At 73.1% G+C, this 11,634-nt stretch carries 11 protein-coding genes and 1 pseudogene; 8 read left to right on the top strand and 4 right to left on the bottom strand.

Features of this window, described 5'->3' with window-relative positions; all coding sequences use genetic code 11:
- The first annotated feature begins 43 nt into the window (after positions 1–43).
- From AMIR_RS28850 to AMIR_RS28840, 3 genes are read left to right on the top strand one after another with little or no spacing between them, the layout of a single operon-like run.
- A complete protein-coding gene (locus AMIR_RS28850; RefSeq protein ID WP_373565512.1) occupies positions 44–1,360 on the top strand; it encodes a M16 family metallopeptidase in 1,317 nt (438 codons plus the stop codon).
- The gene (gene dapB, locus AMIR_RS28845; protein ID WP_084799041.1) at positions 1,357–2,124 is read left to right on the top strand and encodes a 4-hydroxy-tetrahydrodipicolinate reductase; all 768 of its coding nucleotides are present in this window, start codon (positions 1,357–1,359) and stop codon (positions 2,122–2,124) included. The genes AMIR_RS28850 and dapB overlap by 4 nt, the downstream gene beginning before the upstream one ends.
- Positions 2,121–2,573 (top strand): DUF485 domain-containing protein, encoded by a 453-nt coding sequence (locus tag AMIR_RS28840; RefSeq protein WP_015804516.1) that lies wholly within the window; start codon positions 2,121–2,123, stop codon positions 2,571–2,573. The genes dapB and AMIR_RS28840 overlap by 4 nt, the downstream gene beginning before the upstream one ends.
- 78 nt (positions 2,574–2,651) lie before the next feature.
- Here AMIR_RS28840 and AMIR_RS28835 read toward each other — a convergent pair whose 3' ends face one another.
- Positions 2,652–3,152: a YqaA family protein gene (locus AMIR_RS28835; RefSeq protein ID WP_187313454.1), complete on the bottom strand. Its 501-nt coding sequence runs from the start codon at positions 3,150–3,152 to the stop codon at positions 2,652–2,654.
- Between the two features lie 10 nt (positions 3,153–3,162).
- Positions 3,163–3,729: a GNAT family N-acetyltransferase gene (locus tag AMIR_RS28830; RefSeq protein ID WP_015804514.1), complete on the bottom strand. Its 567-nt coding sequence runs from the start codon at positions 3,727–3,729 to the stop codon at positions 3,163–3,165.
- A 55-nt stretch (positions 3,730–3,784) separates the two neighbouring features.
- On the opposite strand from AMIR_RS28830, the gene AMIR_RS28825 reads away from it, so the two are divergent.
- From AMIR_RS28825 to AMIR_RS28810, 3 genes are all read left to right on the top strand, one after another.
- Positions 3,785–5,005 (top strand): winged helix-turn-helix domain-containing protein, encoded by a 1,221-nt coding sequence (locus tag AMIR_RS28825; RefSeq protein WP_015804513.1) that lies wholly within the window; start codon positions 3,785–3,787, stop codon positions 5,003–5,005.
- A 76-nt stretch (positions 5,006–5,081) separates the two neighbouring features.
- On the top strand, positions 5,082–6,080 hold the full coding sequence (locus AMIR_RS28820) for an aldo/keto reductase (protein WP_015804512.1): 999 nt from the start codon (positions 5,082–5,084) through the stop codon (positions 6,078–6,080).
- Positions 6,081–7,978: 1,898 nt separating this feature from the next.
- Positions 7,979–8,551: a TetR/AcrR family transcriptional regulator gene (locus AMIR_RS28810; RefSeq protein ID WP_245554553.1), complete on the top strand. Its 573-nt coding sequence runs from the start codon at positions 7,979–7,981 to the stop codon at positions 8,549–8,551.
- Positions 8,552–8,725: 174 nt separating this feature from the next.
- Here AMIR_RS28810 and AMIR_RS28805 read toward each other — a convergent pair whose 3' ends face one another.
- Positions 8,726–9,619, bottom strand: a complete 894-nt coding sequence (locus AMIR_RS28805) for a DUF4097 family beta strand repeat-containing protein (RefSeq protein ID WP_015804510.1) — start codon at positions 9,617–9,619, stop codon at positions 8,726–8,728.
- Positions 9,620–9,640: 21 nt separating this feature from the next.
- A complete protein-coding gene (locus AMIR_RS28800; protein WP_015804509.1) occupies positions 9,641–10,198 on the bottom strand; it encodes a toxin-antitoxin system HicB family antitoxin in 558 nt (185 codons plus the stop codon).
- 230 nt (positions 10,199–10,428) lie between these two features.
- Here AMIR_RS28800 and thyX point away from each other — a divergent pair, with 230 nt between their 5' ends.
- Positions 10,429–11,181: an FAD-dependent thymidylate synthase gene (gene thyX, locus AMIR_RS28795; RefSeq protein ID WP_015804508.1), complete on the top strand. Its 753-nt coding sequence runs from the start codon at positions 10,429–10,431 to the stop codon at positions 11,179–11,181.
- Positions 11,178–11,566 (top strand): annotated as a pseudogene (locus AMIR_RS28790) (ACT domain-containing protein). The gene thyX and the pseudogene AMIR_RS28790 overlap by 4 nt, the downstream one beginning before the upstream one ends.
- The last annotated feature ends 68 nt before the right edge of the window (positions 11,567–11,634 follow it).

Raw genomic sequence — 11,634 nt, 5'->3', positions numbered from 1 at the left:
CGCGGGCGCCTCTGGCGACCGCGGCCGTCCGCTTGGGCGGGGTGTGACCGAGCTGCTGGAGGAGAGCCCGTCGGGCGTGGTGGTGCGGCGCACCCTGCTCCCGTCCGGGCTGAGGGTGATCACCGAGCACATCCCCGGCGCGCGCTCGGCCGCCGTGGGGCTCTGGGTGCAGGTCGGCTCGCGCGACGAGGCCCCCGAGGTCGCGGGCGCGGCGCACTACCTGGAGCACCTGCTGTTCAAGGGGACCGCGCGGCGCACGGCCGCGGCCATCGCCGAGGAGATCGACGCCGTCGGCGGCGAGCTCAACGCGTTCACCGCCAAGGAGCACACCTGCTACTACGCGCACGTCCTGGACTCCGACCTGCCGCTGGCGGTCGACCTGGTGTGCGACGTGGTCTTCGACGCGCTGTGCGAGCAGCGCGACTTCGAGACCGAGCGCGGCGTGGTCCTGGAGGAGATCGCCATGCGCGACGACGACCCCGAGGACCTGCTGCACGACGCGTTCCTCGAGGCCCTCATGGGCGGCCACGAGCTCGGCCGCTCCGTGCTGGGCAGCGAGCAGTCCATCACGGACATGGACCGCGACGCGCTGTACGCGTTCTACCGGGGCCGCTACTCGCTGCCCAGCATGGTGCTCTCGGCGGCGGGCAACGTCGACCACGAGCGGGTGCTGGAGCTGGCGCGCGAGCGCGTCGGCGAGCGGCTGCTGGACGTGCCCGGCACGCCCGTGCCCCCGCGCGGGGGCGAGGTGCGCGTCGACCCGGTCGACCGGCTGGTGCTGCACAGCGACGACACCGAGCAGGCGCACCTCATGCTGGGCGTGCGGGCGCTCGACCGGCACGACGAGCGGCGGTTCGCGCTCAACGTGCTGAACGCGGCGCTCGGCGGCGGCATGAGCTCGCGGCTGTTCCAGGAGGTCAGGGAGCGGCGCGGGCTCGCGTACCAGGTGTACTCGTCCGTCGGGTCCTACGCGGACACCGGCACGTGGTCGGTCTACGCGGGCTGCCAGCCCGACCGGCTCGGCGACGTCGCGGGCGTGATCCGGGACGTGCTGGCCGAGGTCGTGGCCAACGGGCTCACCGACGCCGAGATCGCCAGGGCCAAGGGGCAGCTGCGCGGGGCGATGGTGCTGGGGCTGGAGGACACCGGCTCCCGGATGTCCCGCGTCGGCAAGGGCGAGCTGAACTACGGCGACTACCTGTCCGTGGAGCAGACCCTGGAGCGGGTCGACGCGGTGACCTCCGCCGAGGTCGCGGAGCTGGCCGCCGAGCTGCTGCGACGCCCCGTCGCCGCCGCCGTGGTCGGTCCCTACGATTCGATCGAGGACTTGCCGCACCAGGTGCACGAGGTGATCTCTTGAGTCAGCGTTCTGCCGCCGATCCGATCAGGGTCGGCGTGATCGGGGCACGGGGCCGGATGGGCGGCGAGGTCGTCAAGGCCGTCGGCGCGGCGGCCGACCTGGTCGTCGCGGCCGAGCTCGGCCCGGACGACCCGCTGTCCGCCCTCACCGACGCCGGGGTCGAGGTCGCGGTCGACTTCACCCACCCCGACGCGGTCATGGCGAACGTCCGGTTCTGCGTCGAGAACGGCGTCCACGCCGTCGTCGGCACCTCCGGGCTCGACCCGGCCAGGCTCGGCGAGATCGCCGGGTGGCTCGGCGACGAGCCGGGCACCGGCGTGCTGTTCGCGCCGAACTTCGCGATCGGCGCGGTGCTGACCATGCGGTTCGCCGAGCTGGCCGCGAAGTACTACGACTCGGCCGAGGTCATCGAGCTGCACCACCCGCGCAAGGCCGACGCGCCCTCGGGCACGGCCGCGCACACCGCGCAGCTCATCGCCCGCGCCCGCGAGGCCGCCGGGGTCGACGCGATGCCCGACGCCACCACCCAGGAGCTGGACGGGGCGCGCGGGGCGCAGGTCGACGGGGTCCGGGTGCACTCGCTGCGGATCGCCGGGATGATCGCCCACCAGGAGGTCGTGTTCGGCACCGAGGGCGAGACGCTGACCCTGCGGCACGACTCGCTGCACCGGTCCTCGTTCATGCCGGGCGTCCTGCTGGGCGTGCGGTCGGTGTTCGACCACCCCGGCCTGTCGGTCGGACTCGACAAGTACCTGGACCTGTGAGGGCCCGCACCGCGGCGATGATCGCCATCGCCGCGCTGGTGGTCTACTTCGTCCTGCTGGGCGGTCGCGCGGTCGCGCTGCTGGGCAGCGGCGAGCCGGTCGGGATCGCCCTGGGCGTCGGCGTGCTGATCATGCCGGTGATCGGGGTGTGGGTGGTGTGGTCGAACCTGCGGTTCGGGTTCGCCACCGAGGCCATGGCGCGGGAGCTGGACGAGGCGGGTGCGCTGCCCGACCTGTCCGAGCTGCCGAGGATGCCGTCCGGGCGGGTCGAGCGGGAGGCCGCCGACGAGTGGTTCGAGCGGCGCAAGGCCGACGTCGAGGCCGCGCCCGAGGACTGGCGGCCGTGGTTCCTGCTCGCGCAGGCCTACGACCTGGCCGGTGACCGGGGGCGGGCGCGCGACACCATGCGCACGGCCATCGGGCTGTACCAGGACGTCACCGCGAAGTAGTGCCGCTTGCCCCGATCGGGTCGATTCCTGACCCGGTCGGGGCTTCGTGCTGTCCGGGGCCGGGTCGCCGGGGCCGGGTCAGGGGTGCAGGAAGCCCGAGAGGGCGGCGGGGGAGGCGGCCAGCACGCTGAACCGCACGAACCGGCCGACCACGCCGGTGGCCAGGAACAGCGTGGTGGACATGCCCGCGAGCCCGGCCAGGACCGTGCTGAACATGAACGGCGGCAGCCCGAACAGCGAGCTGACCGCGTGCGTGCCGAACATCCAGCGCGGGTGCCGGTGGCAGCGCGCCCGCACCGCCTCCAACCTGGCCCGCCACCGCAGCCGCCACGGCCTCACCGGCCGGTCGGGGCGCTCGGCGGGCTTGAGGAACGCGGGCAGGTGCAGCGAGCCCCTGGCCGCCAGGAAGTACACCAGCTTGCCCAGCACCTGGCCGGGGGCGACGGCGAGCGCGATCCACCACCAGGAGATGTCCGGCTGCTGCGTCACCAGCCCGATGACGAACAGCTCGACGCTGATCAGCGGCATCAGCGCGGAACCGACCGCGACGCCGAAAGTCAGCAGCAACCACCCCAGCACCACGCCCAGACTACAGACCGGTAACGACTTTCTCGTCCAGGTTTGGCGAGCCGGACAGCCGCAGCTCCCGGACCGGGCGGCCGGAGGCGTCCAGGGTGCGCACCGTGCCGTCCGCGCCCCAGCCGCGCTTGGCGTAGAACGACACCAGGGGCAGGTTCGCCTCGGGGACCCAGGCGACGCCCCTGGTCACGCCGCCCTCCACGAGCAGCTCGCACGCGCGGGCCAGCAGCCTGCCGCCGTGCCCGCGCCGACCCCAGCGGGGCTCGACCAGCAGCGTCGACACCAGCGCGGTGGTGGCGGCGTCGTCCGGGACCACGCCCTGCGCGTCCGCCAGCTCCTCCCGCGGGGCGATGCCCACCGCGCAGAACCCGACGAGCCAGTCGCCCTCGGTCGCCACCAGCACCTGGCCCCGGTCCACCGCCTCCGCCCAGACCGCGGCGGTCTCGGCGACGTCGATGCCGTCCAGCACCTCGGCGGGGAGGATCGTGGCGAACCCGGTCCGCCAGGTGTCGCGGTGGACGCGGGCGATCTCCGGCACGTCGTCGGTCGTCGCGGGGCGCACCGCTGCTTCGGCCATGCCGGGCACCCTAGTGATCAGCCCGCGGGTCGATTTGTCGGCCCCCGCCGGCACGATGCGCCGGGTGCAGACGATGAGCGCGGACACCGCACGACTGATCGCACTGGCGGCGCAGGGCTTCGCCGACCCCCGACCGGCGGCGCCCACGCGCAGGCACCTGCAGCGGGTGCTCGGCCGGACCAAGCTGCTCCAGCTCGACTCGGTCAACGTGGCCGTGCGGGCGCACTACATGCCCGTGTTCAGCAGGTTGGGGGACTACCCGGTCGGGTTGCTGGACGACGCCGCGTGGGAGCCCAGCGCGCGCAAGCCCCGGCTGCTGGTCGAGGCGTGGGCGCACGAGGCCAGCCTGGTCCCGGTGGAGGACTGGCCGCTGGTGCACTCCGGCGCGAAGCGGCAGGGGTGGTGGGTCGGCTACGGCAAGCTCGCCGAGGACTCGCCCGGACTGGTGGACGACGTCCTGGCGGTGGTCGCCGAGTCGGGGCCGATCGGGGCCGGGGCGATCGAGCGGGCGCTGGTCGCGCCGGAGAAGCGGCAGCGGGGGCCGTGGTGGGACCGGTCCGAGGTGAAGCGGATGTGCGAGTACCTGTTCGGGATGGGGCGGCTGGCCACGGGGACGCGGCGCGGGTTCGAGCGGCTGTACGACCTGACCGAGCGGGTGGTGCCCGCCGAGGTGCTCGGGCGGCAGGTCGGGCCCGAGGAGGGGGCGCGCGGGCTGGTGGCGCGGGCGGCCGGGGCGCTGGGCGTGGGGACCGAGACCGACCTGCGGGACTACTACCGGCTGCCGCCCGCGCGCAGCAGGCAGGCGGTGGCCGAGCTGGTCGAGGCGGGGGAGCTGGAGCCGGTCGCGGTGGAGGGCTGGGCGGCGCCCGCGTACCGGCACGTGGGCGCGGCGACGCCCCGGAAGGTGACCGGTCGGGCGCTGCTGTGCCCGTTCGACCCGCTGGTGTGGGAGCGGGCGCGCACCGAGCGGATCTTCGGGTTCCGGTACCGCATCGAGATCTACGTGCCCGAGGCGAAGCGGGTGCACGGGTACTACGTGTTCCCGTTCCTGCTGGACGGGCGGCTGGTCGCGCGGGTGGACCTGAAGGCGGACCGGGCGGCGGGGGCGCTGCTGGTGCAGGGCGCGTACGCGGAGCCGGGGGTGGAGCGCGGGCGGGTGGCGGTGGAGCTGGCGGCGGAGCTGAGGTGCATGGCGGGGTGGCTGGGCCTGTCCGGCGTGCGGGTGATGGGGCGCGGCGACCTGGCCGCCGAGCTGGGGGTTCTCGCCGCTGGGTGATCCCGTCGAGTGACACCGGAGAAAAGTGCTCTGACAGATGTTGAAATCTGTCAGCCCACTACCCCATACTCTTCCCATGACCCCTTCACGCACCCTCGGCAGCACCGGCCCCGCCACGTACCCGCTGGGCCTGGGCTGCATGGGGATGTCCGACATGTACGGCCCGCCGGACGAGCGCGAGGGCGTGGCCACCATCCACGCCGCGCTCGACGCGGGCGTGACCCTGCTGGACACCGGCGACTTCTACGGCATGGGCGCGAACGAGCTGCTGATCCGCGACGCGCTGCGCGGCAGGCGGCGCGAGGACGTGCTGCTGAGCGTCAAGTTCGGCGCCTTCCGCGACGCGGACGGCGGCTGGCACGGCAACGACGGCAGGCCGGAGGCGGTGGCGAACTACCTGGCGTACAGCCTCCAGCGGCTGGGCGTCGACCACGTCGACGTCTACCGCCCGGCCAGGCTCGACCCGAACGTCCCGATCGAGGAGACCGTGGGCGCCGTGGCGGAGGAGGTGCGCAAGGGCAGGGTGCGCCACATCGGCCTGTCCGAGGTGAGCGCCGAGACCCTCCGCAAGGCCCACGCCGTCCACCCGATCGTGGACCTGCAGATCGAGTACTCCCTGCTGTCCAGGGGCCCGGAGGCGGAGATCCTGCCCACGGCCAAGGAGTTGGGCGTCGGCGTCACCGCCTACGGCGTCCTGGGCCGGGGCCTCCTGTCGGGCCACTGGAACCCGAACCGCGAAACCACCCAGGCCGACTTCCGCACCCACAGCCCCCGCTTCCAGGGCGACAACCTGTCGAAGAACCTGGCCCTGGTGGAGTCCCTGCGCGCCGTGGCGGAGACGAAGGGAGCCACGGTGGCCCAGCTGGCGATCGCCTGGACCCTGTCCAGGGGCGAGAACGTGGTCCCCCTGGTAGGCGCCCGCACCCGCCCTCGCCTGGCGGAGGCCCTCGGAGCGCTGGACGTCCACCTGACGGAGGCGGACCTGACCGAGATCGAGTCGGCGGTCCCGTCAACGGAGGTGGCAGGCACCCGCTACCCGGAACAGATGCTGGCCCACATGGACAGCGAGCACTAACCCCACCCCAACCATCCCTGGGCCGCCCCCCGCTACCCGCCGCGGCCGAGCCTGCCTCGGCCCTGTTCGACCTGGCTTGAGCCACCTGGGCCCAACGCGGTCCGGCCTGGCTCGGTCCGGCCCGGCTCGGCCTGGCCTGGCCTGGCCCGGCCTGACCCGGCCTGACCCGGCCTGGCCTGGCCTGGCCCGGCTCGGCCTGGCCTGGTCCTGTTCGGCTCGGTCTGGTCTGGCTCGACCTGCCCAGCCCGGCGGCTTGGGTTGCCTTGGCCCGGCCTGAGGCGGCCTGGCCTGGGTCGGCCTGGTCTGGCGCAACCGGGTCTGGCGCGGCCCTGTTCGATCCGACTCGGCTCTGTTCCGTCCGGCTCGCCGGGCCCACCCAGTCCGGCCTGTCTGGCTGTCCGTTCTGCCTGACCTGTCCGACCCGTCCGGCCCTACCCGGCTCGGGCTGGTCCGGGCTGGCCCAACCCGCCCGGACCAACCCGCCCGGACCAACCCGCCCGGACCAACCCGCCCGGACCAGCCTGCCCGGACCAGCCTGCCCGAACCAGCCTGGTTTGTCCTGGCGCGGTGTGGTCCGGCCTGAGCCACTCCACCCGTCTACCTCGTCCGCCCGCTAATGGGATCTCATCCGCTCGCGAGTGGTGTCAGCTGTTGATCTTGTATGCCCCCGTGTCGGTCACCCGCCGTCCCGGAGCGCGATTGCCGCATGGCTGCGGAAATCGGTGAGGCCCAGTCGATCCTCCTGCCGGGCGGAGGTCGGTTGGGGTATCGCGAGTTCGGTGATCCGGAAGGAGTCCCTTGCGTCTACACGCCGTCGTACATGTTTTCCAACGCGCTGGGGGTCCTGTACGACGAAGCGGCTCGTGAGGGTGTGGTTCGGTGGATCGCGGTGGATCGCGCAGGGCTCGGGGCGTCCAGCCCGGTCTCCGAACCCTCTCTCCAGCACCACGCCAAGTCCACCACCCGCCTGGCCGACCACCTGGGCCTCACCAGGCTCTCGGTGGTGGGGGAGAACGCCGGGGACTCGCACGCTCTGGCCACGGCCCACCACCTGCCGGACCGGGTCGACAAGGTCCTGCTGATCTCGGGCAACGGGCCACTGCGCAGCACGCTCCTGCGAGCGGGCCTGCCCATCTCCTCGCGGCTGCTGCGGATCATGGCGAAGCACGCGCCCGGCCTGTTCCGCGCCCGGTCTGTTCCGCGCCTGGATCTCGGCGACGCTGCGGTCGCTCGAACACCCGGAGGCGTACACCCGCAAGCTCCACGATCACCCCGCGTTCAGCACCATCACGCGGGAGAGCGACTTCACCGCGTTGGTCCAGTCCATGAAGAAGGAGGGGATGCACGACGCCGAAGCGACGAGGGCCGACCTCCTCCTGGACGGCGGTGCGTCACCTGCACCCGCTGATCGCCGAGGACGTGATGACGTCGATCCGCCAAGCCGCCTCCACGACCTGAACCCCAGAACCCCGCTGAAACCCCACCGCCGACCGCAGCGCCCACCGCAGCACTCCACCCGCAACATCCCGACTGCGGTGCCTGCGCGCGGTGTTCCACCGGCGAGCGGCCCACGCGGGGTGCTCCACCCGTGAGCGGCACCGTGTCCATGTCAGCTCCGTGCCGAGTTCCCCGAGCGGTCACCCGCCCGCTCGTGGCGTTGCCCAAAGACCAGGCGCAGGTGCCGGGGGCCTGGTGTTGAAGGCGGCGTCGTCCCAGGCCGCCTCAACCGGTGTGCCGCATCAGCCGGTGTGCCGCGTTCGTCAGCCGGTGTGCCGCGTTCGGCCAGGTGCGGGTCCTGTGGGATCGCGTGCGTCTGGTTTGGTGGACCCAGGCGTCGCGGGGCATGGTTCCGCGGACGGACCTGTGCTCAGGAGGAGGCTGGTGTGGCGGAAGGCGCGTTGACCGCGGAGTTGATCCTCGGCACCACCGAGGACGTGCTGCGGCGCTACGGTCCGGCCAAGGCGACCGTGGTGGACGTGGCCAGGGCGCTCGGCGTGAGCCACGGCAGCGTGTACCGCCACTTCCCGACCAAGGCCGCGCTGCGGGAGGCCGTGGCGCGGCGGTGGTTGGAGCGCTGGCACGAGGGGCTGGCCGACGTCGCCCACACCGACGCGCCTGCCGAGCAGCGCCTTCGCGACTGGCTCTCGACGCTGTTCGAGATCAAGCGCCAGAAGGTCCGCGAGGACCCCGAGCTGTTCGACACCTTCGCCACCCTCATGCGGGAGAACCTCGCGGTGGTCGACGACCACGTGACCGGGCTGGAGAACGACCTGGCGAAGATCATCGCCGACGGCATCGAGTCCGGCGACTTCGCCCCGCGCGACTCCAAGGTGGCGGCGCGGGCGGTCTTCGACGCCACCAACCGCTTCCACGACCCGATCTACGCCGCCGACTGGAAGGCCCCGACCATCGACGTCGCCTTCAGCGCGGTGGTGTCACTGGTCGTGTCGGGCCTGAGCGTCCCGGACTGACCCCGAGCCCAACCGCCCCGAGTCCAACCACCCGGACGCGCGAAGGGGCGCGCACCTCCCCCTGGACGTGCGCGCCCCCTGCGAACCTACTGCGGCTCCGGCACTTCCGCCGCTCCAGCCTGATCACACTCGGGTGTCGACCGCCCGCCAGGGCCGCCCGTCACCCGCCGACATTCACCCCGTCGCCGTCGTGACCAGGGCGTTCCCCCGGCTCGTCCGCCCCGTGATGACCAGCTCCGGCGCCGTCGCGGGCTTGGTGGTCGAGACCTCCAGCTCGCTGCGGGCCGTGCCCGAGCTCGTCGCCAGGTCGACCTCCGCCGACACGCCCTGGCGCACGCCCACGCGCACGTCGCCCGACCCCGTGCCCAGCGTGATCCGGCCCGACGCGGCGTCGGCCACGGTCACGTCGCCGCCTCCCGTGCGCACCTGCACGTCGCTCTGCACCGCGCCCAGCCACACGTCGCCGGTCGCCGTGTGCAGCTCGGTGGTGCCGCCCACGGACGCCACCTCGATGTCGCCGCTGCCGTTGCGCGCCTTCAGGCCGCCCAGCATCGGGCCCAGGCGGACCTTGCCGGAGCCCGACGTCACCTGCGACGCGGAGTCGGCGCTGTCCGCCGTCACGTCGCCGGTGCCGGTGTTGATGTCCAGCCGACCGGCCGAACCGGTGATCGCCACGTTCGCCGACCCCGACTTCACCAGCACGCTCGACCCCTTCGGGGCGCGCACGGCCACGCTGATCGGCACCGCGCGCAGCGGCAGCGCCTTCGACGAGCGGATGACCAGGCGGTTCCCGGTCAGCTCCAGGCGCGCGTCGCGCACCGCCTCCGACACCCCGCCGGACCCCGACCCCTGGCCGCCCGCGAACTGGTCGCCCACCCAGCTCAGCAGGCCGTTCAACCCGTCGGTCCAGCCCTCGCCCCCGGACGGCTCGTGGCGCAGTTCCACGTCCACCGCCTCCTCGTCGACCAGGTGCACCAGCACCCGCCCCGACACGAGCGCCACGTCGACCTCGACGGGCCCCGTCACGTCGAACGCCTGCCTGCGCACCACTTCGGACTCGCTACCCACGACCGATCCCCCTAGTCCCCGTCAGCCCTGCACCCAGCCGCGCACCCGCGTCGACGACTGCGACGACGAGTGCGAGGACGACTGCGACGACTGCCCGCGGTTGTCACCACCGCCGTGCCACTCGCGCCTGCCGCCACCGCCGAACCCGCGCCTGCCGCCGACCGCGCCCTGCACGGCCTGCGCGACGAACGTGTTCAGGGACATCCCCTGCGACGCCGCGACCTGCTCGGCCTTGGACTTCAGCTCGTCCAGCAGCCGCAGCGTGATCCGGGTGGCGTCCCCGCTCATCGGCCGGGGCGCCTCCTGCGGCTCCGGCTCGCGCTCCTCCTGCGCGGGCCCGGCGCCGGACACGACGACCTTCACGTCCCGCCCGTCCAGCCGGACCTCGACCACCGGCCCGTCGAGCGAGGCGGTGACCTCGGCGGCCAGGTCGGACAGGGCGTTCATGATCGCCAGCCGGGCGGCGGGCTCCAGCGCCGCGGCGAGCACGGCCGCGCTGCGCCGGGTGTTCTCGTCACCGGCGGACGCGGCTGTCGTCAGGTCGTCCCGCAGGGCGGAGATGTACGGCGAAAGGTCCATGACACCAAGATGACATCACGAATGACGGCAGTCAAGGAGTGGGGTGATGTCGATGTTGCCGCCACTGCGGCATCACCCGTTCGAGCGGTCGGTGACCGGCCGAACGCGGAGCGGCGGCCGAACCGGACTTCGGGGACGAGCGGCCCGACTCCCGCACGGTGATCACCCCGCGCCACCAGCGCCGATGCCCCGATTTACGCCCGAGCCGCCCCCGCCGTTACTGTTCCGGCATGGCTCAAACGGTGTCCCCGCACGTGCAGTTGATCGCGAAGACGGAGTTCTTCCCCCCGTCTGACGTCCCGTGGTCGACCGACGCCGAGGGCGGCGAGGCGCTCGCCGAGTTCGCGGGCCGCGCGTGCTACCAGTCCTGGTCCAAGCCGAACCCGGCCACCGCGACCAACGAGGCCTACCTGCGCCACATCATCGAGGTCGGCCACCTGTCCGTCCTGGAGCACGGCTCGGTCAGCTTCTACATCACCGGCATCTCGCGCTCGCTCACCCACGAGCTGATCCGGCACCGCCACTTCTCGTACTCGCAGCTCTCGCAGCGCTACGTGCCCGAGCGCGACGCCGCGATGGTCGAGCCCGAGGTCATCGCGAACGACCCCGAGCTGCACGCCCGCTTCCTGGCCGCCGCCGAGGCCAGCGTCGCCGCCTACAACGACCTGCTCAAGGGCCTTGAGGAGAAGTTCTCCGACGTGCCCAGCGCGACCCTGCGCCGCAAGCAGGCCCGGCAGGCCGCCCGCGCCGTGCTGCCCAACGCCACCGAGACGCGTCTCGTGGTGACCGGCAACTACCGCGCCTGGCGCCACTTCATCGCGATGCGCGCCACCGAGCACGCCGACGTGGAGATCCGCGCCCTGGCCATCGAGTGCCTGCGCCACCTGCAGAAGGCCGCCCCCGGCGCCTTCGCGGACTTCGCCATCACCTCGCTCGCCGACGGCACCGAGGTCGCCTCCAGCCCGCTGGTGGCGGAGGGGTGAGGCGGCTCGTCGTGGACGTGCGGCCGGGCGACCACACCGTCGTCCGGCTGCCCGCCGACGCCCCCGTGCCGCCCGGCCTGCTGGACGTGCCGGGCTTCGTCTCGGTCACCCGCACGCCGGACGAGCTGTCGATCGTCTGCCCGACCGAGCACGCCCCCGAGTCGGCTGACACCCAGTCCGGGTGGCGGTTGCTGACCGTGCGCGGGCCGCTGGGTTCACCCTCACCGGCATCATGGCCGCCCTGTCCGGGGAGCTGGCCGCCGCCGGTGTGACGTTGTTCGCGCTGTCCACTTTCGACACCGACCACCTGCTGGTCAAAGAGGGCGACCTCGGTCGTGCGACGCGGGCGCTGGCCGCCGCGGGGCACGAAATCACGAATCCGTGAAACCGGGCCCGTCCGCCGGAGGTCTGAAGTAGCGTTCGGCCGCCCGGTCGGGTCAGCGGTGTCACGAG

The organism is Actinosynnema mirum DSM 43827, from assembly GCF_000023245.1.
GTDB classification, from domain to species: Bacteria; Actinomycetota; Actinomycetes; order Mycobacteriales; family Pseudonocardiaceae; genus Actinosynnema; species Actinosynnema mirum.
This window is presented reverse-complemented; position numbering and strand designations above follow the sequence as displayed.